The 21,529-nt window shown below is 49.1% G+C and carries 17 protein-coding genes, 1 tRNA gene and 1 pseudogene; 9 read left to right on the top strand and 10 right to left on the bottom strand.

The genetic code is table 11. The annotated features are described in order from the left end of the window. The first annotated feature begins 13 nt into the window (after positions 1-13). The gene (locus tag WH298_RS14885; protein WP_007890772.1) at positions 14-1,123 is read left to right on the top strand and encodes an AAA family ATPase; all 1,110 of its coding nucleotides are present in this window, start codon (positions 14-16) and stop codon (positions 1,121-1,123) included. Between the two features lie 15 nt (positions 1,124-1,138). Here the strand turns inward: WH298_RS14885 and WH298_RS14890 are convergent, their stop codons facing one another. From WH298_RS14890 to folD, 3 genes are all read right to left on the bottom strand, one after another. After that, positions 1,139-2,101 (bottom strand): IS110 family RNA-guided transposase, encoded by a 963-nt coding sequence (locus WH298_RS14890; protein WP_180823206.1) that lies wholly within the window; start codon positions 2,099-2,101, stop codon positions 1,139-1,141. A gap of 293 nt (positions 2,102-2,394) precedes the next feature. After that, complete coding sequence (ybcJ, locus tag WH298_RS14895) at positions 2,395-2,607, bottom strand: ribosome-associated protein YbcJ (RefSeq protein ID WP_007890771.1); 213 nt, start codon at positions 2,605-2,607, stop codon at positions 2,395-2,397. After that, a complete protein-coding gene (folD, locus tag WH298_RS14900) occupies positions 2,607-3,473 on the bottom strand; it encodes a bifunctional methylenetetrahydrofolate dehydrogenase/methenyltetrahydrofolate cyclohydrolase FolD (protein WP_180823207.1) in 867 nt (288 codons plus the stop codon). Before folD ends, ybcJ begins: the two co-directional genes overlap by 1 nt. Positions 3,474-3,648: 175 nt before the next feature. Between folD and WH298_RS14905 the strand changes: the two genes are divergently transcribed. The 8 genes and pseudogenes from WH298_RS14905 to WH298_RS14940 all read left to right on the top strand — a co-directional run. After that, the gene (locus WH298_RS14905) at positions 3,649-4,152 is read left to right on the top strand and encodes a DUF1198 family protein (protein ID WP_180823208.1); all 504 of its coding nucleotides are present in this window, start codon (positions 3,649-3,651) and stop codon (positions 4,150-4,152) included. 95 nt (positions 4,153-4,247) lie between these two features. Beyond that, positions 4,248-4,324, top strand: a tRNA-Arg gene (locus tag WH298_RS14910). Between the two features lie 522 nt (positions 4,325-4,846). Continuing rightward, positions 4,847-6,346 (top strand): type I restriction-modification system subunit M, encoded by a 1,500-nt coding sequence (locus tag WH298_RS14915; RefSeq protein WP_180823209.1) that lies wholly within the window; start codon positions 4,847-4,849, stop codon positions 6,344-6,346. Between the two features lie 5 nt (positions 6,347-6,351). Next, positions 6,352-7,842: a type I restriction-modification system subunit M gene (locus WH298_RS14920; protein ID WP_202883436.1), complete on the top strand. Its 1,491-nt coding sequence runs from the start codon at positions 6,352-6,354 to the stop codon at positions 7,840-7,842. Next, a complete protein-coding gene (locus WH298_RS14925; RefSeq protein ID WP_180823211.1) occupies positions 7,843-9,036 on the top strand; it encodes a restriction endonuclease subunit S in 1,194 nt (397 codons plus the stop codon). Continuing rightward, positions 9,037-12,099, top strand: a complete 3,063-nt coding sequence (locus WH298_RS14930; protein WP_180823212.1) for a type I restriction endonuclease subunit R — start codon at positions 9,037-9,039, stop codon at positions 12,097-12,099. It begins immediately after the preceding gene. Positions 12,100-12,341: 242 nt separating this feature from the next. Then, positions 12,342-13,088: a hypothetical protein gene (locus WH298_RS14935; RefSeq protein WP_180823213.1), complete on the top strand. Its 747-nt coding sequence runs from the start codon at positions 12,342-12,344 to the stop codon at positions 13,086-13,088. Positions 13,089-13,202: 114 nt separating this feature from the next. Beyond that, positions 13,203-13,565: pseudogene (locus tag WH298_RS14940) on the top strand (GIY-YIG nuclease family protein); the annotation flags it as partial. 458 nt (positions 13,566-14,023) lie between these two features. Here the strand turns inward: WH298_RS14940 and WH298_RS14945 are convergent. The 7 genes from WH298_RS14945 to WH298_RS14975 all read right to left on the bottom strand — a co-directional run bounded on the left by WH298_RS14945 (position 14,024) and on the right by WH298_RS14975 (position 21,523). Beyond that, entirely contained in the window at positions 14,024-14,380 is a 357-nt protein-coding gene (locus tag WH298_RS14945; RefSeq protein ID WP_180823214.1) for a hypothetical protein, read from the bottom strand. 223 nt (positions 14,381-14,603) lie between these two features. Continuing rightward, a complete protein-coding gene (gene tssG / locus WH298_RS14950; protein ID WP_180823215.1) occupies positions 14,604-15,644 on the bottom strand; it encodes a type VI secretion system baseplate subunit TssG in 1,041 nt (346 codons plus the stop codon). After that, positions 15,641-17,425, bottom strand: a complete 1,785-nt coding sequence (gene tssF, locus WH298_RS14955) for a type VI secretion system baseplate subunit TssF (protein WP_180823216.1) — start codon at positions 17,423-17,425, stop codon at positions 15,641-15,643. Before tssF ends, tssG begins: the two co-directional genes overlap by 4 nt. Before the next feature lie 7 nt (positions 17,426-17,432). Continuing rightward, complete coding sequence (locus tag WH298_RS14960) at positions 17,433-17,834, bottom strand: hypothetical protein (protein WP_180823217.1); 402 nt, start codon at positions 17,832-17,834, stop codon at positions 17,433-17,435. Next, positions 17,816-19,138, bottom strand: a complete 1,323-nt coding sequence (locus WH298_RS14965) for a phosphatase PAP2/dual specificity phosphatase family protein (RefSeq protein ID WP_180823218.1) — start codon at positions 19,136-19,138, stop codon at positions 17,816-17,818. Before WH298_RS14965 ends, WH298_RS14960 begins: the two co-directional genes overlap by 19 nt. Beyond that, entirely contained in the window at positions 19,131-20,894 is a 1,764-nt protein-coding gene (locus tag WH298_RS14970; RefSeq protein ID WP_180823219.1) for a bifunctional alpha/beta hydrolase/class I SAM-dependent methyltransferase, read from the bottom strand. Before WH298_RS14970 ends, WH298_RS14965 begins: the two co-directional genes overlap by 8 nt. A 2-nt stretch (positions 20,895-20,896) precedes the next feature. After that, the gene (locus tag WH298_RS14975; RefSeq protein ID WP_180823220.1) at positions 20,897-21,523 is read right to left on the bottom strand and encodes a lysophospholipid acyltransferase family protein; all 627 of its coding nucleotides are present in this window, start codon (positions 21,521-21,523) and stop codon (positions 20,897-20,899) included. Between the last annotated feature and the right edge of the window lie 6 nt (positions 21,524-21,529).

Genomic DNA, 21,529 nt, shown 5'->3' on the forward strand with positions numbered 1-21,529 from the left:
GCCCTTTTTTATTATGGCGATTGAACAGATTCAGATTCACGGCTTCCGCTCGGTGCGCGATCTCACGCTACCGCTACAACAGCTCAACGTGGTGAGCGGACCCAACGGCTGCGGCAAATCCAATTTGTATAAAGCGGTGCGGCTGCTGCACGAAGCGGCCAGCGGGCGCTTAGCGCTGGCGCTGGCAGAAGAGGGCGGCATTCAGAAAGCGATGTGGGCGGGCGGCTTACGGCGCGGCGATCGGCGCCACGATCCTAAACGTCTTTCATTGGCGGTGGTAATGGACGACATGGATTACCAGATCGATGTCGGTTTTCCTGAGCCTTTAGCCACCAGCATGTTCAACCTCGATCCGCTGGTGAAAGAGGAACGCTTGTGGATGAGCGGCCAGCGGCGGCGTCCTTCTTCCTGCATCCTGCAGCGCACTAATCAAACCGCTTTCCTGCATAACGTTGATGGCGAGCGCGTGAGTTATCCGGCGGTGCTGCATCCGGAAGAGTCGCTGTTTGGGCAACTGGGCGAACCGCATCTCTATCCCGAGCTTTCGCAGGTGCGCGAACGGCTGCGCCAGTGGCGTTTTTATCATGAGTTTGCCGTCTGGCCCGGTTCGCCGATTCGTGCGCCGCAGATTGGCGTGCGTGCGCCGGTGCTGAGCCACGATGGCAGCAATCTGGCGGCGGCGTGGGCCACTATCGTCGAGCGCGGCCATCACGAGCTGTTGTTTCAGGTGATGGATGATGCTTTCCCGGATACCGAATTTCACGTGGATGTGCAGAACGGGCGCTTTCAGATGCTGATGTCGCGGCGCGGGATTTTGCGTCCGCTGGAGAGCGCTGAGTTCTCTGATGGCACGCTGCGTTTTCTTTGCTTAGTGGTGGCGTTACTCAGCCCGCGTCCGCCAGCGTTTATGGCGCTGAATGAACCGGAAAACAGCCTGCATGAAGATCTGCTGCCCGCCTTGGCGCGCCTGATCGCCGAAGCCAGCCAGTTCAGCCAACTGTGGATCACCAGCCATTCACCAAAACTGGCGACGCTGATTGCCGAACATACGGCGGTGAATCATATCGAGCTGGAGCAGATAGAAGGGGAAACGCGCGTGGTGGGGGAAGAGCGTCTTTTGTAGATACCGTCTTGCCAGTTACCTGGCAAGACATATTTTGGTATCGAACGGACGGCCTGATTTCAGCACACCATAAGCCAGCTGGAGCAGCTTCTTCATCGCCGCGCATACCACGACTTTTCCCGTTTTCCTGCCCGCATCCAGACGGTTCTTCAGCGAGATGACCGCCGGATTCCACCTCATTGCCACTATCGCTGGCATGTACAACGCCTTACGCATCGCGCTGTTCCCCATCTTCGATATCCGGCTTTTGCCTTTCCACTCGCCGGACTCCTGCCGCATCGGGTTCAGACCCACCCACGCCACAAGCGCCTTGCTGCTTCTGAACCTCGACATATCGCCCATATACGCCAGCATCGTGCTGCTCAGCACGCCCGCGATACCCGGGATAGATTCAAGCAGCTCTTTGTTCTTTTTAAGGTCCGGGTCATTATTGATATGGTCGTTTATTGCCCGCTTTGTTTCGTCTATCTGCGCATCCAGCGCCGCAATGACCACGCGGATTGAGGGCTGCACTACCGCATCCGATATCTCCAGACGGTTCTCTTCCATCTGCCGCATTTCCTGAAGGTTCGTCAGGCGCTTCACCAGCGCTTTCAGCCTGCGCTCATTGAGTGGTGCCGGCTGCCACAGCGAGGGGCCGTGCATTTTGCAGTAGCGCGCTATCATGCGCGCGTCGTCCTTATCCGTCTTATTACGGTTCAGTTCGGCCTGGCCAAAGCGCTTAATGCGCGCCGGATTTTCCACGCTGACGTCATAGCCCTCATCGTGCAGGAAGGTGGCCAGCGGCTCGCTGTACGCGCCGGTGGCCTCCATGCAGATATGGCAGCAGCCGAACGGCCCCAGCCATTTCTTCAGGGCGCTGAAGCCTTTAGGCGTGTTGGGGAAGACTTTGGTTTTGTAAGACGTCTCGCCTTTCCAGACGGCCACATCAAACTTTTTCGAAGCAATATCAATACCGACGGGCATACGTGTTTGCATAGATTCTCCTTAACAGCATCAGGGAAACCGCCATGACCATCCTTATGGATGCGTGCTCGAAGCACAGGATACCGTCCGGTCTTGAAGGCGGGAGTTAAGTTGCCGGGGATGAATCTACTAAGCAGGCTTTGTGCCCAGGGGTCGCCCCCATCTCACCAGCAACTTCCCGATGATCAGTCGGGGATCATAGCACCCGGAGGAGAATGATCGAGATATAAGGGTCGCCATTCATGGCGACCGTATCAATTACTGCACCTTACGTGATGACGCCATTCACGGCGACCATCACCTCATTACGCGACAACCGTGATCTTAAAGCCAGCAAACTCAACTTTCTGGCCTTCTACAATCTTGCAGCGCTTACGCGTTTCCACTGCGCCATCTACGCGCACTTCGCCTTCCGCAATCACCGCTTTCGCCTGCGCACCGCTCTGCACCCAACCTTCGAGTTTCAGCAGGTCGCACAAATCAACGTGGGCATGTTTACCGAGAGAAAAACTGGCCATTATGCCTCCTCAATGTCGTGAAATTCTTCGCACGCGGTCAGCGTGTTTTGGATCAATGTAGCGACCGTCATCGGACCGACGCCGCCTGGAACGGGCGTGATGTACGAGGCACGCTTAGATGCCGCATCGAACTCCACATCACCGACCACTTTACCGCTGTCGAGACGGTTGATACCGACATCAATCACCACCGCGCCCGGCTTGATCCAGTCGCCCGGAATAAAGCCCGGCTTACCGACCGCCACCACCAGCAGATCGGCGTGCTCAACGTGATGACGCAAATCTTTGGTGAAACGGTGCGTGACGGTGGTGGTGCAACCGGCAAGCAGCAGCTCCATGCTCATCGGACGGCCAACAATATTCGATGCGCCAACCACCACGGCGTTCAGGCCGTAAGTATCGATATTGTAGCGCTCCAGTAAGGTGACGATGCCGCGCGGCGTACATGGACGCAGCTTTGGCGCGCGCTGGCACAGACGACCGACGTTGTACGGATGGAAACCATCCACGTCTTTGTCGGGCACGATGCGCTCCAGCACTTTGACGTTATCGATGCCGGCTGGCAGCGGCAGCTGCACCAGAATGCCATCGATCTCGTTGTCATTATTCAGCTTATCAATCAGCTCCAGCAGCTCTGCTTCGCTGGTGGTGGCCGGCAGATCATAGGAACGGGAGATGAAGCCCACTTCATCACAAGCACGACGTTTGCTGGCAACATAGATCTGCGAAGCCGGGTTTTCACCCACCAGCACCACTGCCAAACCGGGCGCACGTTTACCAGCCGCCAGACGCTGCTGTACTTTTTCGGCAACCTCAAGGCGCACCTGCTGCGCAATCGTTTTACCGTCAATAATTTTTGCTGCCATCAGAGAGGAAATCCATCTGTAGAGGGTTAAATCGGGGATGGCGCCTATTCTGTCAGAAGCGCGTGCGGCTGTCAGGTAGAGATTCGCCCTCTACGCTGCTTTCCCGATTTTTCGCCGTGGCGCCAGCCCGCATTAGCGCTTATGATGCCCGGCAGTGAATGAGATGGATGACGTGATGATTTGGTTAATTCTCGCCACGCTGGCGGTGGTGTTCGTGGTCGGTTTTCAGCTGCTGACAGCCAGCTCGCGCCATGCGGTGCAGGCGCTCAATAAACGGTTGCAGTTGCCGCCGGTACATATCGAATCGATGCTGTCGCTGATGGGCAAAGAGGCGGCAAAAGAGTTCACCGACTACATTGCGGGCGATAACGACACGCATCTGCACAACGGCGCGGCGGTGCTGCTGATTTGGCAGGTGCTAATTGTCGATGGCAGCGACGAGAACATGCAGCGCTGGCATGGCATTTTGATCCGGGCGGGTTTCCCAGCGTTGATATCGAGGCAGCAGTTGTTGCTGGCGTTGGGGTTCCTGCGTCAGCTGGAGCCGGACAGCCAGGAACTGCATGCGCTGCGCGACCAGTACAATGCGCACTTCACCCAGCAAGGGATTGAGCTGGAAGGTGAAACGGAGCAGAGCGGCAATCTGGTGTCGTTAAGCGACTGGCGCAAGCGGCATTAAGGGGTTTTGGTTAATCTGGCAGCACTCCGCTGCTGTGGAAGGGCAAAAACGTTGACGCGCGAGCCGCTGGACGTATAATCCGACCCAATCACTATGCGCCCTTAGCTCAGTTGGATAGAGCACCGGCCTTCTAAGCCGTAGGTCACAGGTTCGAATCCTGTAGGGCGTACCATCTCCCTCTGTAATATCTTCTCTAATTTATCTCTATTTCGTAAACACCATATTATCTTAATCAGGAACATAAGCTGAGAGCTATTGATACTCAGTGAATCCTATGCGATTTAAAAATACTGGCATTAGCTTTACTTAATGAAATCAGATAATTAAATGCGATAGAATGACGCCAATATCACAATCCTGTTTAAAATAGTTATGGTTTGAGCATGTCAATTTTAGATTTCTCTAGCGAAAATAATTTTAAGTATAGGTAGCTCTACTCAAAACGTATGAAATGCACATTTATTGATTACATTATTATCGATGCCTAATCTCATCGATAATTTATAAGAGGTTTGGTTTGAAGAAGAGTTCGAGTTTATGATTTGCAACTTTAGGTACTTCACTAGGCATTGTGGTGGTCATTTTTCATACTTTAAAATTGTAAAACTCTGGCAGGTATTGTTTGCTTTTTGAGCGTTAAAATCTTATATGCTGCAAAAAAATTCTGAAGTTGCAGAATCGATTAGGGAAAACTATGACACTGATTAATTTAAAAGATCTTGAAGCCCACCTCTGGCATGCTGCCCATATTATCACCGGGCCTATCGATGCATCAGATTACAAAACGTACATTTTCCCAGTCCTGTTCTTCAAGCGCATTTGTGACGTATATGACGAAGAATTTGCCGATGCGATGGAGAGAGTTGGGGATGCAGAGCTTGCCAAGGGTAAGATGTTTCACCGCATTCAGATACCAGAGAATTGTCACTGGCGCGATGTTTTCGCTGAGACCAAAGACATCGGTCAGGCATTAAAAGACTCCTTCCGTGGTATAGAACTGGCAAACTCTAAACTGCATGGCATTTTTGGCGATGCCAGCTGGACCAATAAAGAACGCCTTTCTGATGAGTTACTGGCTACGTTACTTAATCATTTCAACAAGGTGAATCTCGGCGTTGCCAGTGTCCGTGACGATGACATGGGGCGTGCATACGAGTACCTGATCAAACGTTTTGCTGATAAAGCTAACAAGAAAGCTGGTGAATTCTACACCCCAAGGACTATTGTTCGCTTGATGGTTAATATTCTTGATCCAAAAGCCGGTGAGAGCGTTTACGACCCTGCTTGTGGTACTGGCGGTATGTTGCTCGAGACTATTCACCATGTTAAAGAAAACGGCGGTGATCCGCGCTTGCTAAAAATTAAAGGTCAGGAAAAAAACCTGACCACCGAAGCCATCGCGCGAATGAACCTGTTCCTGCACGGTCAGGAAGATTTCGATATTGTTCGCGGTGATACGCTGCGTGAACCTAAGTTTTTACAAAGCGATCGTTTAGAAACCTTCGATTGCGTTGTTGCTAATCCACCATTTAGCTTGAAGGAATGGGGATACGATCTGTGGTCGAGCGATCCCTATGGCCGTAAGCAATATGGTCTGGCGCCTAAAACAAATGGTGATTTTGCTTGGGTGCAGCATATGTTTGCTTCACTTAACGACAATGGACGTATGGCGGTCGTGTTACCTCATGGTGTGCTGTTTCGTGGCGGAGCTGAGGGGGGAATTCGAACCAAATTGCTGCAAGAAAATTGCATTGTGGCGATTATTGGTGTCGCTTCCAATCTGTTCTACGGCACTGGTATTCCTGCGTGTATTTTGGTACTGCGCAAATCACGCCCAGCAACGCATAAAGATCATGTATTGATCATCAATGCTGAAGAAATCTATAACAAGGGGCGTGCGCAGAATACGCTGTCCAACAAGCAGGCCGATGACATATACCAAATCTATCATGACCAGGCGCAACAGGGACCAGATGCAAAAGAAATCGAAGGTGTAGCGCGCTGGGTTCCTCTAAAGGAGATTGAAGAAAATGACTTCAATCTAAATATTGCTCGTTATGTGCAAAAGCCACTCGAAGAAGAAACCATCACTGTGGAAGAGGCGCTCAAAGATTTTCAACGGAAGCTGGCTGAGCTGGAAGAAGCCGAAGAGGAGCTGGAAGCCCTGCTTATCAAAGAAGGGTTCGAGGTATGAGTACTATGAGTAATAAAAAGCTGGAAGAGCTGCTCTGGGGAGCTGCTGAGTTTCTTCGTGGCCAAATCGACGCATCAGACTACAAGCAGTATGTCTTCCCCTTGCTGTTTTATAAACGCCTGTCAGATGTCTATCTGGAAGAATATAACGAGGCGATGGAGCTCCATGAAGGTGATGCCGAATATGCCGCTATGCCGATGTTTCACCGTTTCAACATTCCCTCTGAGGCAGCTTGGGAAAAGGTCCGTAATACCAGTAAAAACATTGGTGAAGCGATTCAGAATGCGCTTCGACTGATTGAAGCCAATAACCCGCGTTTACATGGCGTCTTCGGTGATGCGCAGTGGACTAATAAAGAACGCCTGCCCGATCATCTGCTGGCTGATCTGATTGAACATTTTAGTAAAATTCCGCTTGGCATTAAATCTGTCGCCCAGGATGATCTTGGTGAAGCCTACGAATACCTGATTAAAAAGTTCGCTGATGATTCCGGCCATACGGCAGCAGAGTTTTATACCAATCGAACAGTCGTGCATTTAATGACGCGCATTATGGGCTTAAAACCGGGTGAAACTGCCTATGATCCGACGTGCGGCACTGGAGGGATGTTGCTAAATGCAGTGATGGATCTTCGTGCAAGAGGGGAAGAGTGGCGCTCTGTGCACCTTTATGGCCAGGAAGTGAACTTGCTGACTTCAGCTATTGCTCGTATGAATATGTTCCTGCACGATATTGAAGAATTTGATGTACTACGTGGTGACACTCTGGCTGAGCCTAAGTTTATTGAAAACGATCGGCTCAAGCAGTTTGATGTAATTTTTGCCAACCCGCCATATTCCATCAAGAAGTGGAATCGTGACAAGTTTGCCGCCGATCCATATGGGCGTAATCTCTATGGCGTGCCACCGCAGGGCTGCGCTGATTATGCATTTTACACTCATATCATTAAAAGTCTGAAGCCAGAGACTGGTCGTGCCGCCATGCTTTGGCCCCATGGCGTGCTGTTCCGCGATTCTGAGCAGAGCATTCGTAAACAGGTGATTGAATCGGACATTATTGAAGCGGTGATTGGTTTGGGGCCGAACCTGTTTTATAACTCGCCGATGGAGTCTTGCGTGGTAGTGCTTAACAGCAATAAGCCAGCTGAGCGCAAAAACAAAGTGTTGTTTATCAACGGGGTTGAGCATGTCACCCGTGAACGTGCCCATAGCCGTTTATCCTATGATAATCTAACAGTGTTATGTGAGGCTTACTTTACACCTGAAAAGCAGAGCGATATCACCGCTTTGATGGATATCGACGTTATAAAAGAGAATCTCTATAACCTGTCAATTCCACTATATGTGCAAGCACAAAGTAACGCAGAAGCACATAACATTGAACATGTAATTGAGGCGTGGAAAATAAGTCGCACTCAGCTAAAAAAACAAACTAATAAATTATTCCAAAGCCTTGCAGCGCTTGGATATAACGTTGAAAGCAAGGTGGAGCAGTAAATGGTTGAACATAAATTACCTGAAGGCTGGCAGATGGTGAAGTTTGGAGATATCGCGAAACATATATCCAAACGTGTAGAACCGAGCGAGACAGATCTTAAAGTTTATGTCGGTTTGGAGCATTTAGATCCTGATAGCCTGAAGATCAAACGTCATGGTACACCCAGCGATGTTGAAGGACAGAAGCTTTTAGTGAAAAAAGGCCAGATAATTTTTGGCAAGCGTCGTGCTTATCAACGTAAAGTCGCGGTAGCGGATTGGGATTGTATCTGTTCGGCTCATGCTATGGTACTGGAAGCCAATTCAGCAAAGGTCATTCCTGAGTTTTTGCCATTTTTTCTGCAGTCTGATGTATTTATGAATCGTGCAGTAGCGATTTCTGAAGGTTCATTATCTCCTACAATAAAATGGAAAACGCTAGCAACGCAAACCTTCCTATTTCCCGATGTTAACCTACAAAAGAAAATGCTCAAAGTCTTTCAATCAATTGAAGAGACTATATGGCAGTGCTGGAGTTTAATTAATAGTTCAATTAAACTTCGTTCTGCAACAAGAGCTGAACTTTTATATAAAGGTGGAAGCTCAAAGAACCTAATTTCAACTCATTGGGGGAATATTCCTGATGGATGGGAAATTAAACCATTTTCTTATTTGGCAACGATAAACCCAACTTATAGGTATGGCGAACAGTCGGAAGTCACTTTTTGCGAAATGGCTACTCTGGATACAGACTCCATGAAAGTTAATGGTGAGTTAAGTATTAAGAAGATAGGGAGCGGTGGTTCGAGATTTAAGAATGATGACATATTGTTTGCACGTATTACGCCTTGCGCCGAAAATGGAAAAATGGCCATAGTCGATTTTTTAGAGGATAATTCCGTGGGACAAGGCTCTACTGAATTTATAGTGCTGTCCCCGAAAAATATATCTTCTGAATATCTTTATCATCTTTGCAGAACAAACCGTGTGCGACAATTTTCCATAAACAATATGGAAGGTTCTACTGGGAGACAAAGAATACCTGCACAAGTTTTTGAAAGCATTATGTTGCCTATTCCGCCAAGAAACGAAATAAAAAAAATTGAAAGTTGTTTGTCAGATGCGGAGAAATTACATTTGGCCGTCCTGTCAAAATTAGAAAGTATTATTAGAGTGAAGAAGTCTTATATGCAAAAAATATTTGAGGTGATATAAATGTTTAACGAACAAACCGTCACAGAGAATGGAATTATCGACCGTTTAAAAGGTTTAAGCGGTGTCAAGTGGACATACCACCACGGAGAAAATCTGCCTAAACAAGCGCAGGATATCTTTGTTGATGAGTGGCTAAAAGACGCGCTTTGTTCGTTAAACCCTGATATCGGCAGACAGCCTCACTATGCCGATGAGGTCATCTATAAACTGCGGGGAGTGGTTTTAGAAGCCCGCCATACCGGTTTGGTAAAGGCCAATGAAAACTTCCAGGAATGGTTGATGGCTGAAAAAACCTTGCCCTTTGGCGAGAATGGCGACCATATCACCATCAATCTGATTGATTTTGACAATATAGAGAACAACCACTTTGTGGTGGCGCAGCAGGTTCACTATATCGCGGCCACTGAAGTCTATTTTGATATTGTCCTGTATGTGAACGGCATACCGTTGGTAGTGGGCGAAGTTAAAACCGCAACGCGCCCAAGTGTGACCTGGCAAGACGGTGCCGCCGACTTTATGGGCGGTAAAAAGTACTACTGGAAAAACGTTGGATCTTTCTTTGTACCTAACTTACTGTGCTTTGCCAGCGAAGGTAAAACCTTTGCCTATGGCGCAATTAATGCCCGAGTCAAAGACTGGGGGCCCTGGCATAATACTGAGCTTCGTGATGAGATTCTGCCGGGCTTGGCATCGGTACTCAACAGCTGCGAGAGTTTGTTAAATCCGCAGACCTTATTGCAGCTACTGGAATCTTTCGCATTATTTTCAACCGTCAAAACGGGCAAAAATACGTTGCCTAAACGCGTTAAAATCCTGCCGCGTTATCCGCAATTTGAAGCAGCAAAACAAATCGTTGAGCGTGTTCGCAGAGGCTATCCAAAGAAAGGTCTGATTTGGCATTTCCAGGGATCGGGCAAATCCTTGCTGATGCTTTATGCTGCTAAAATGCTGCGTGCCGATAATGCGTTAAAAAACCCGACGGTACTTATCGTTGTGGACCGGCGAGATCTGGACAGTCAAATTAGCGAGACTTTTGGTGGAGCCGACGTAAAGAATCTGATTAAAGTGCAAAGCTGCAAAAAGTTGGGCCAATATATTGAGCAAGACAGCCGTGGCATTTTAATCACCACCATCTTTAAATTTAAAGATATCGAAATTGACGATAGCAACCCCAATGGCTTAAACAACCGTGACAACATCATTGTGTTGGTTGACGAAGCTCACCGTACCCAAGAAGGTGGGTTAGGCGAGAAAATGCGCTGGGCGTTGCCCAATGCTCACTTCTATGGCCTGACTGGCACACCGATTTCTGGCATTGATCGTAATACATTCAAATTGTTCGGTGCCGAAGAAGATCCGGGTCGCTATATGAGCCGCTATAGCTATAAACAGTCAATCCGGGATGGTGCAACTAACCCCGTGAAGTTCGAACCTCGGTTGGCTGAACTCCGAGTGGATCGTGATGCTATCAACGAAGAGTTCGAGCAACTGGCTACCGAGAATAACCTGGATGAAGAAGAAAAAGCAGCATTGTCCAGACGCGCCGGCAAGCTGGCTATTATGCTGAAATCTCCCAGACGTATGGCTGCGGTGAGTAATGACATTGTTGAGCATTTTACCAGCCATGTTATGCCGAAAAAGATGAAAGGCATGGTTGTGGTATACGATCGCGAAGCCTGTGTGCAGATGTATTATTTGCTCGGTGAAAAGCTCGGTTTTGATGTAATTGAAGTGGTTATGAATGTTGACCAGGCTCCGGTTAAAGCTGAAAAGGGTGGTAAAAAAGATAAGCTAAACAAGGACTGGCTCAAATGGCATGACGAACTGGAGCTACCTGTTAAACAAGCCGATTTCGAACGCTGGCAGCACATTGATGCGGAAGAGCAGGTACAGAAGGATCTGATTGAATGCTTTAAAGATCCTGTGCATCCGTTGCAGCTTATCATCGTTACCGCCAAGCTGCTTACGGGCTTTGATGCACCAATTTGCTACTGCATGTATCTCGATAAGCCTTTACGCGATCATACGCTTCTGCAGGCCATGTGCCGAACCAACCGGTTGTACGAAACCGATGATGTACGCAAGGACATGGGATTAATTATCGACTACCTCGGCGTTTTCGAAAATCTGCGTACCGCTCTGGCCTACAACCCTGAAGAAATTGAAGGGGTTGTAGAGGGAATCGAGGCATTTAAAGAGCTCTTGCCGTTACAACTGAATAAATGTCTGGCCTTCTTCCCTGGTGTGGATCGTTCCATAGAAGGTTTTGAAGGTATTATGGCTGCGCAGGAATGCCTGCCGACCAACGAGAAGCGTGATGAATTCGCTGCCAGCTTTGGAGTGTTATCTAAGTTATGGTCAGCTATCAATCCAGATCCTTTTTTGACCCCTTATCGTCAGGACTATAAATGGCTGGCGCAAATTTATGAATCGGTGCGTCCGGTGGGGCAGACAGGTGCGCTTGTTTGGGCTGCGCTTGGTCCTGAAACCATCAAAATGATCCATGAGCATACTGATATCAATCGTATTCGCGATGATATTGACGAGTTGATCATGGATGAGCACGCAATTTTTACCCTGACCGCTAAAGAACAGGAACAACGCGCAAAACGCCTGGAGATTGATCTTATGGGGCGTTTGCGCGGCAGTCATGACCCTAAATTTGTGGCATTGGGCGAGCGTTTGGAAAAACTGCGTCAGGACTATGAAGCTGGTGTTATCAAGGCCATCGACTGGTTGAAAGGCTTATTAGTTGCTGCGAAAGATACGGTGCAAGCCGAACGTGAAACGGGTGAACAAATAGTAACCGAAGCTGATAATAAGCAAGCCTTAACCAAGCTTTTCATTGAAACTCGCCCAGAGTCTACCCCAAAGCTAATTGGTGATGTTGTTGAGCAGATTGATAAAATCGTAAGAGTCACTCGTTTTGATGGTTGGCAAAATTCAAATAGTGGCCCACGTGAAATACAAAAAGCGCTGCTACTGACTCTTGCTCAGTTTGGTTTAGGGAAGGATAATGAGCTTTTCCAAAAAGCATATGAGTATATTGAAGAGCACTATTGATGTTTTAAATAACTTGATCGCTATAAATCAAGTATAAGGATAGCTAGTGGTCCTTATACTTATCCAGGGGGCTAAATTAACCTCATGGTTTATTTCATTGAGTCAAACCGTTTATGTAGATTCACCAAAGGGCAACATTTTAGAGGTCCTAGTACATACCTTATAAGTAATATATTATATAGGAAATGAATTATCTGACCCTTAAATGAGCAAGTCATACTGTAGTAATAGGAAGCTTAACTATGCAATGGAAAGTCGTACGGATTGATTTTACTGAACGTTGTGCCTGTGTTTTTGGAACCAAAACACATTACATTACTTCAGGAAAAGGTTATGTCGTTGTTGATGTTGATGGCAACGAAAGATTTTCTGGACCAAACTGCGCACGTAACCCTGATTTTGTTGTTAATCCTGATGAAAATGTTCCAGATTTAACTAAAGGTTGCCTGGAACCAGACGGTGAGGATTCTGGCCCTAAAATTACTGTTCCATCCGTAGAAACAGGAGGTGCCACCAAAAAACCAGCATTAATGAGTGATAAAATTAAGCACAATGCAATTGCTTATTTGTTATTGCGTGTTGAAAAGTTGAAGCATTTTAAAAAAATAAAATACCGAAAATTAGATGTTGTATATGAACGCTACAAGAACTCAGGTTTAACTGATAGTGATTATGCTTTTTTAAATCGATTAGTCGATGCAAAAGACTTTCCAGAATATTCGTTAAAAAATTTACAGGCTATTTATGCTTGTGATTTCTGGATTAATCAATTCATTAAAAATGAATGCAATAGAGATTTAACATTTGTTGATGGATGCAGAAGCTATCTTCACAGGAAACTTGCCTTGACTCCTTCTCAAATTACAGGGTTGAATAGTTGGTTTGATAATTCTAATGGAAGAAGAATGGTTAGATTAAAGTCAAATTCTTTCGTTATAAATCCTGGTAATTACTGGGGGGATGATTGCAGCATCAATGAAAATTTGTGACTTTTATTTTAAAGATATACTAAGATGTAAATTTATATCTTTAAGCATGAATGTAAATGGTTCCTGATTTTGGCTTTGGAGGTGTTGAGTGTGTGATACAAAAAATATTCTGTATATATTTTAAAGTGCAATGATGGTTCTTATTATACAGGTATGACTTCTGACCTTGAGCGCAGGATGTTGTCACACCAGACTTGTGATGAAATGTGTGCTAAGCATACTAAATTTAGACAGCCAGCTGAGTTGGTTTTTTTTGTTTCTGATATAGCTAATGGCATTTTAGCCAGAAAAGTAGAAAAATACATCAAAGTTTTAACTAGAGAACATAAAGAAGAACTAATAAAAGGTAATGAAAAAAGATTGAAACTGTTATATAAAAACTTGATGAGAATTGTTGATAATTATAGTGAGTATTTATTTTTCCATCATGTGGATTTTTATCGCTTTGAAATGACGGGGGTAAATATTTTCATTTGAGAACTTAATTCACTTAGTGTTTAATTTTTTTAGGGTGCTATTTTATATGTGTGATTAAAGATTGAATATAAAAGTGGTCATTGATTTTTTCAAGTGCCTATTCAACTCATCCAGCCCGCTCTCCACAATCATCTCGACCGCATCACTCCGTGTAATTTCACTTAACCGTACAACCTAGTCGATTTCCCTCAAAACAAACATGGGTAATGACAGCGACACCGCTTTCTTCTTCTTTTTATCCAGAAATACCCGGCTGACGGTTTCGCTCTGTTGTCGGTTAGAGTTGATTATTGATGCTAATTTGGTTGTAAATAAATTTCTTATTGATTCAAATGTAAAGTTATTTCTTTAGATGCGAATTCTTAGAATGAATATATTCATCCCTGTGATATAATATGGTTTTTTGAGAGCTAGGCTAAATTTTTGTTTCACTAAGCATTTAAATCTTAATTACTTTATTATGACTTCTCACAGTTTCGTAATTTGTAAAAAAATCCAGATTTAGTGTTCTCGATGATAAACCTGTCATCATAATTAGCACGTCTGAAAAAAGTTACTCCATTTGATGTCGCTTGCTGCTTTACTCCATCCATAACGGTTTCAAGTTGTGGCGAAGTGACGGTATTATCCAGCATGTGCGCAGTAAACTTATCACCTTCATCAAGCACCTCGGCTGCTTTCTGCATAAGCACGGTTTCGGTATGAGAGCTAGTAATTCTAATGTCACAAACATACGTTCCGGGGCCTCTATCTTCAGCAGCAAGAGCTGAACCTGTTGCCATTAGAATCGATGCTGTCAGGATTATCTTTTTCATAGTGCCTCATCAGTAATTATGGTTTTATGTATTGAAAATTTTATCGGCATCATTGAGTAAAACTAAAATGATTTACTGTCTTAAAAAATAATGATGAACATAGTTTGGAATCACACTGGCGGAAATTTTCCCCTACACATTCTCTATTTGCCTCATCACATCTGGCCTATCATCAAGATTACTTTCAGCGCGAAAATTTGATTTGAGGCTATCCTTATCCCATTCATCCAATCACCCCATTTTCCTCACGTAACCGTCCTATCATGATGCGCACTATTTCCGGCATCTCATGCAGATTATCCTCCCTCAACCCCAGCATCATGTTGTACCCATTAAATAATCCATCAGCCCCCAACCTTGGCAGCGGCAGCAGTTTAGTAGGCATCGTCAGCCAAAACCGCAGATCATAATCGCACCCCAGATACGTCCGCAGTAGCGTCATCACATCCTGCCTGAGTTGCCCATTAGGCATCCAGCCCTTCACTTCATCAAGATCGTCGGTCAAAAGCTCAACCCGCGAACAATAACCAGCCACACAGATCTCATCCCCCAGCACCGGGTTCTGGTCGAGTGACAAACCGCCACGCAGCGAGAGCTGGGCGCGCTTTGCTACCGGCATCCTCACCGCATGATGCGCGAACACTTCAACGTGAGTATTGGGTGCCTGGCTGTTGATCACCGCCGCAATACCTTCAGCAGTGTGTGTGGTATGCAGCAGCGGTTGCAGTATCGCCAGTAAGCGTGAAGATGGCAGCTCGTGGCTATGGGCAATGCCTGTCAACGCCATCAGGCTCTTTGAAATAGCATCGGTACCGCCGGGCGCAAAAGTGGTCGGATAACTGTATTTGCGCCAGATGCGATAAAACTGCGTCATTAGCCGGTGATTGAAGATATCCAGAAACGCTGCCATTGCGTCGGCGCCGTCACGGGCCTGATTAATATCATCAATGATGGTGGTGGGCAGCGGCGAATCCACGCCGTACAAGCCGAGGAAATGTGTTCTAACGGTGGGCGGCGCATCAGGATTATCGGCGTCGATTTCCGTGCGCTTTAGCTCGCCGGCGGGAAAGCCCAGACGCGGGTTGGGGCGAAAGCGCACCGGATCACATTCCGGCGTACGGCCCGTGCCCAGGCGGCTATGGGTTGCCTGTTCTAGCAGTTGGCAGAAGCGGTAAAAGTTAAACCGCGCCGTCTGATCATCGCCGTTGGCGTCCAGCCAGAACGGCGGCAGAGGTGAACGGTTTTGTTTGTTGTCGTCTGTCACATCAATACCCTGTTAATTCGCCGCTCCGGCCAGGCCCATTCGGTGCCCGAGGCGTTCAGCAGCACCGTCAGCTGGGTAAAGCGGATGACGCTGGCGTACTGGGTGAAGAACTGCTCCAGCAGTTCGCAGAACAATCGGGCATCGCCGGTGCCGCTAAACATTGTCTCATCCAGCAGCACGCGGATACGCACGCCGTGCCAGTGATATAAGGCGTTATAGTCCTGCTGCCAGCTAACGTGACGGATACCATTGATGCGTCGGCGGTTGTTCTCCTCGTCGCTCCAGTTAAATAGCGACATCACGGCCCGCAGGTTTTCGGCATTGCTAATCATCTGGCTCAGGGCGCGGGGATGCAGCAGCGATATCAGGTGCCACTGATAAAGTTGCGTGGTTGGCGGATAATAGGGCATGGAAGGGGGCTGTCGTGTACTGCACCGCACAGCCAGGTTGCCGATCACTGCGCTGCCATCAAATACCGCTTTCTCCAGCGCCATACGGGGATAATTGCCGTTGGTGCAGGTGATGTTCATAAACAGCGTGGCATCTTCCTGAGTTCGGTCAGCCTCGCTGGCATCGCCACCCAGCATCAGCAGGGTTTCATAAAGACCGCTGACGCCACGCCAGATGCGCGTATGGAAATAACGCTCCGGCCACGACGCTTTGTGTTGCAGCATGCCGCCTTTTTGCCGGAAGTGTCGATACGGCACATAACGCCGCTTATCCAGCTTTTCACTGGCGGCCACCGCATCCACGCTGTAGATCTCCGTATGCTGATCGCCCAGCCGGTGTGGTCGTAGGCGATAATCCAGCACCGCAGGCTGCACTTTCAGCGGCTCTGCGTTGAGAGAAAACAGGTTGATAACCGGAACGCAGTGAATGCGCAGCACATCTTGCGGCACCGGGATGTCGCGCGGAAGTGGCTGTCTCAAATGGATTTCGAGTATCGCCTCCCTGCAGCTTTCACTAAAGGGCAGCGTGTTAAGCCCGGAAAGGGTAAAGAACGCATAGCGCGCGGGAAAACTGAAATATTCCAGCAGCGGACGCACTTCGCCGCACAAGGCTGGGCTGTCGCTTTCCGGCCACACTGAGTGCCAGTGCTGCTGCCAGCGGGCGCGGATGTCGCCAGTAAAGGGTTGTGGATCGCAGTTATCACTCTGCGGCAGGCGAACCGTGATCCGTTCAATCTGGTTGCTCAGAGCCTGATACATCAGCGACTGCACCGGGCGATCTCCGTGGATATAAAGCGGGATATCGCTGAGATCGATCTGGCTCGGATCTGCCTGTGAACTGAGAGCAAACCGCAGGCAGATCATCTGGTGCCCATCGGGATGGAAGGGCGCCGTTATCTCGCCCAGCGTCAGCGGATGCAGCTTGAGCGCATCGGTGGTGCGATAGGGGCAGCGCAGGCCGGTTATATCCATCGGGCGGGTCAACAGCGTAGTGCCTTCCGGCAGCACGGCATCACGTACCTGGGCGATGGTATCTGGCGTGAGTTCAACGATCGCCATCGATGGTAGCGTGCGGTTTACCACGGGCAGCAGATGCCCAAGCAGTGGCTCCGTCAGTTCAGGGATATCATCATCAATCTTGCGGCGCATCTGCGCCATCAGCAACGAAAATCCCTGGAAGAGCTGCTCTACAGACTCATCCATCTTCAGCGACGTTCCGTCAATGCCGAGACGACGAGCCGCCTGCGGATGCTGTTCAGCAAACTCTTGCGCCGCTGATTTCAGATAGCGCATTTCGCTGTCGAAATAGTTGAGAAAGTCGTGATCGTTCATGGCTCACCTAATCAACCGGCATCAATGTCAGATAAAGCAGTGAGCAGAGTGAAATCAGCCACAGCAGCAACAGAGAGAGCAGGGTTCGATAAAAAAAGGTGCGCGTTCCCCGCCAGCGATCCGGCAGAGAGCGGGTGCTGGAAGTTTTTTGCCGCCACAGATGCGCCATGCCTTGATCAAATTCGGCAAGATCCTTGTCGTCGTTGAGTAGTGAGAAAAGCCGCTCATCCAGCCATAAGCGCCAGCAGTAATAGTGCGTAATTAAAAACAGCACCATTAACGGTACGCTTAGCGCGAAGGTGATGAGGTGAAACATCAGCGCCAGCGGTGGTAGCGTTAAGGCGGCGACGTAGCGCCAGCTGGCGAGATGGATTTGCACAATCCGGTTCGTCATGCTGTTGTCTGACATAACTGCTCCTTGCTAAAAGCTTCCAGAGCCTTGAGGTGGGCGGGCGTGAGGACAATCTGTGGGCGTCTGGCTTGAATCATTTCAACAGCCTCAGCAACTGACGCAACGTGCCCCTCAGCCAGCAGCCAGGCTGCAACTACCGTCGCACTGCGCGATAAACCCAGGGCACAGCAAACCAGCACCTTGTCATACGTTTGGCACAGCTGGCGGAGTTGCCTTACCGCATGGCGCATATCCTCAATCTCTGGCACCAGCAGATCCATCAGCGGGTAAGCTTGCCAGCGCTGTGCCCTTCGGTTGCCTTGGTGGAATTCGGCTGTCAGGTCGAAAACTGCGATATGCCGTTCCGCCTTACCGGGAAATCTACCCAGCGCTACGCCGGTAAAAATGACACTGCTTTTAGCCATGTGGCGGGAGAACCAGCAGCGGGAGATCGCTGCGCCTGTCAGATAAGGCAACATCAGTAAGCGCGCGGAAAGAGACAGGCTGCCGCTGCTGTTTTTTTGGAATATCGTCACGCCCAATCCGGCATAACCCGCCGCTACTATCAGTAGTGCGATGCCGGGCCACAACAGCAGATAGCCATAGGGAATGTTCATTCCCGCCAGTAAAAACAGTAATCCGCCGAGGCAGTATTTAACGGCGAGACGCTGAGCGTGCGGTGAAGGAGGCTGCCAGCGCCATCGCCCTTCAATCGGGATGGCGTAGCTGATGATGACCGCAACCCCATATCCACTGATCACATCAATGAAATGGTGCTGCCAGGTCGTGAGCACCGAGATGGCAATCAGCACAAACCAGCTGCCTGCGACAACTCTCGCCTTGCGATTCAGGTGCTGGCGGAAGCGTAACCAGAGTAGCCAGGTCAGAATGATGTGCAGCGATGGCGCCTGGTTATAGGGCAGGTCAAACTGCTCCAGCTGGTGGAACAACCAGCCAAAGGCGCCCTGTGTTTCCGGGCGCGTAAAGGTGAATTTCAGCGGAAACAGTAAGAACGCCGCGCACGCCACCAGCGATGCCGTAAGCAGTCGATAGCCGTGGCGCATCAGCTCCTGTTTTGAGGTGCAGATAAACAGTGAAATGCCGTACAGCAGGTCAATGCTCCAGTAGGGCACGATGGTCCAGGGAACAAACGGTATCGCCCGCTCCCAGCTCAATACCACGCTGCCGATATCCTCCCGGGTGGCGGTGAAGGTATTGACCTGGCCGTAACTGAGAAAAAACAGCGGGCCCAGCAGCAGTAGCCAGCCAAGCCCCTGTTTCCAGAGGCTATGTGGGCGCTGAGTCAGCGACGATTCAGTCATGCTGCTCTCTTACCGCCAGCGACACGGTGAAGATGCCAAACTCATCAATAATCTGGTGGCACTTCTCGAATCCGGCTTGTTCAACCAGCGTGTCCATCTCTAGCTGGCTACGCACGCGCATCAGCCAGGGAATGCCGTTCTGATGGCTGGTTAAGGTCCAGGCAATCGTTTTGAGCTGCGGGTGCCACGGCTGCCCGGTATAAACCAGCACGCCGCCAGGAGGAATGGCTGCCGCAAGCCCCGCTAACGACGTTTTAATTAACGCATTGCTCGGGAACAGTTCATAAAGCCCGGAAACAATACCCAACGTTGGAGCCGGGGCGAGAGTGGCGAGCGAGTCGTAATCAAAAGCATTGCCTTTTTTGAACTGCGCGAGATGGCCTAAGTTGCGCTCATCGATCAGCGCCTGTCCTTTTTCCACATTCAGTTCGCTGTAGTCGCGCAGCAAAATGCTTTCAATATCAGGCTGCTTCTCCAGCGCATCAAGCACGTAGCGGCCATGCCCAGCGGCAATATCTACCACGTGAACCGGCATGTTGCTCTCATGCAGTTTCGCCACCGCCAGGGCAATTACCTGCTGGATATTTTCCTTACGCGCTCGGATGCCACGCCAGCCGATGCTATTGAGATAATGGCGATCGATGATGCGACCGAGAACACCCGTTCCTTCGGCGGAATTACGGTAGACATAGTCAAGCGTGCTGCCGGAATCAAAGCCGGTTTCATATCCCAGCCGCATGCCTTTAGATAACCTGCCGAAGGTTTTCATGCCGGAGCTCAACGAGGCGTAAAACAGGCCTTGCAGCGAGCGGCGATGAGGCGGTGCCTGTAGTTCACGATAGGCATCAGCGCCCGGACTCCATTGGTCTTCATGACTGTAATCGAACGCGTAAGGTGCGGTGCTGTAGAGCGTTTCGATAAACGACTTCATTTTATCGAAGGCAAGTTGGCGATCTTTTTCACCCAGCGTGTCGTGATAAAAGCCCGGCAAAATATGTTGCTCTTTAACCGCGCTGCGCAAACCCCGGAAGAATTTTTTCTGCGGCTCGGCATGCACCACAAAGTCATCGCCGGAGATCAGCAGTTGCGTGGGTACGGTGATCGCGGCAGAGTCAGACACGATACGCTCAGCCGTTCTATACAGATCCAGCAGGAAATTCACCGCGATCTGGCGGGTAATAAGCTTATCCTGCTCAAAGCTGGCGATGCGTTCAGCATCGTGACTGAGGAATTTACCTTTGACGTAGGAGTTAACGTAGAACAGGCCGCGCATGCGTTGCTGCAGACGTAAACCAGGGCGGGCAAAAGGAACGTACAGCTTCACCTTAAACGCGGGTGAAGCCAGCACCATGCCGCGAATTTTCGGCGCGTAATCATGTACCCAGGTGGCGACCAGCACGGCACCGACGCTTTGCGCGATGACGACGATGTCCTCCATGCTGACCTGCGCCGACTCCGCCACAAAGCGCACGAACTCATCGACATCCTGCACTGAACGGGCAAGGCTTGGGCTATAACCGCGCGCGCCTGGCGACTGGCCGTGACCGCGCGCATCCCAGGCGTAAAAATGGGTGTCAGGCATGTCTAACTCATCGACAACATGCTGTAAGCGCCCTGAGTGCTCGTGTCCGCGATGAAATAGCACAATCACTTTTTTGCTCTGGCTATCTTGCGCAGGCCAGTGTCGAAAAAAGAGTGATGCACCATCGCTGGTTAAAAACGAACTCTCTACAAATAAGCGTGCTTCCTGGCTCATGATCATTTCCTTGTTGCTTGCAGTTGTAATTCGACGAAACGGTTTAATAACGCGGCTTTAAACGCAGCTTTGTTGTCCTGAAAACGAAGCGGATCATCGATATAGATATCGATAAAGAACGGCACCGGGATTTTTTGGCCTTTACCCATTGAGCGATCTAGCCCGTGCATATAGACCGGAATAATCGGTACATCCGGACATTGCTGGCTGAGATGCCAGATACCGGATTTGATTTCAGAGAATTTGCCCGGCTCTCCGCGCGTGCCTTCCGGGAAAATAATGACAATTTTCTTTTCAGCCAGGGCATCAATGCAGGCCTGCAGCGGATTGGCCTGATGCGACCCGCGATAAACCGGGATGATGCCAATCACCTTAAGGGCAAACCAGCCAATCACTTTGTTTTTCAGGAAGTAATCGGCCGCTGCCACGGGCTGCACGTTCACCAACGTTGAGAGGGGGAAAAGGGTGAATAGCGTCAGTACATCGAGGTGGCTATTGTGGTTTGCCACGATGATCGCCGGGCCTGTTTTAGGTAATTTTCTGCGATTGGCCACCGCCACACCCAGCCAAATCAACACCAGCGGATAGGCAATGCAAAGTGTAAAAATCCAACGCAACATAGGGTTCATGCGCGC

Origin of the sequence: Pantoea nemavictus, assembly GCF_037479095.1 — a bacterium.
GTDB classification, from domain to species: domain Bacteria; phylum Pseudomonadota; class Gammaproteobacteria; order Enterobacterales; family Enterobacteriaceae; genus Pantoea; species Pantoea nemavictus.

Excerpts from the sequence above, each read along its gene's own strand:
- WH298_RS14885 (WP_007890772.1), top strand. The coding sequence starts at position 14 with ATGGCGATTGAACAGATTCAGATTCACGGCTTCCGCTCGGTGCGCGAT.
- WH298_RS14890 (WP_180823206.1), bottom strand. The coding sequence starts at position 2,101 with ATGCAAACACGTATGCCCGTCGGTATTGATATTGCTTCGAAAAAGTTT.
- ybcJ (WP_007890771.1), bottom strand. The coding sequence starts at position 2,607 with ATGGCCAGTTTTTCTCTCGGTAAACATGCCCACGTTGATTTGTGCGAC.
- folD (WP_180823207.1), bottom strand. The coding sequence starts at position 3,473 with ATGGCAGCAAAAATTATTGACGGTAAAACGATTGCGCAGCAGGTGCGC.
- WH298_RS14905 (WP_180823208.1), top strand. The coding sequence starts at position 3,649 with ATGATTTGGTTAATTCTCGCCACGCTGGCGGTGGTGTTCGTGGTCGGT.
- WH298_RS14915 (WP_180823209.1), top strand. The coding sequence starts at position 4,847 with ATGACACTGATTAATTTAAAAGATCTTGAAGCCCACCTCTGGCATGCT.
- WH298_RS14920 (WP_202883436.1), top strand. The coding sequence starts at position 6,352 with ATGAGTAATAAAAAGCTGGAAGAGCTGCTCTGGGGAGCTGCTGAGTTT.
- WH298_RS14925 (WP_180823211.1), top strand. The coding sequence starts at position 7,843 with ATGGTTGAACATAAATTACCTGAAGGCTGGCAGATGGTGAAGTTTGGA.
- WH298_RS14930 (WP_180823212.1), top strand. The coding sequence starts at position 9,037 with ATGTTTAACGAACAAACCGTCACAGAGAATGGAATTATCGACCGTTTA.
- WH298_RS14935 (WP_180823213.1), top strand. The coding sequence starts at position 12,342 with ATGCAATGGAAAGTCGTACGGATTGATTTTACTGAACGTTGTGCCTGT.
- WH298_RS14945 (WP_180823214.1), bottom strand. The coding sequence starts at position 14,380 with ATGAAAAAGATAATCCTGACAGCATCGATTCTAATGGCAACAGGTTCA.
- tssF (WP_180823216.1), bottom strand. The coding sequence starts at position 17,425 with ATGAACGATCACGACTTTCTCAACTATTTCGACAGCGAAATGCGCTAT.
- WH298_RS14960 (WP_180823217.1), bottom strand. The coding sequence starts at position 17,834 with ATGTCAGACAACAGCATGACGAACCGGATTGTGCAAATCCATCTCGCC.
- WH298_RS14965 (WP_180823218.1), bottom strand. The coding sequence starts at position 19,138 with ATGACTGAATCGTCGCTGACTCAGCGCCCACATAGCCTCTGGAAACAG.
- WH298_RS14970 (WP_180823219.1), bottom strand. The coding sequence starts at position 20,894 with ATGAGCCAGGAAGCACGCTTATTTGTAGAGAGTTCGTTTTTAACCAGC.
- WH298_RS14975 (WP_180823220.1), bottom strand. The coding sequence starts at position 21,523 with ATGAACCCTATGTTGCGTTGGATTTTTACACTTTGCATTGCCTATCCG.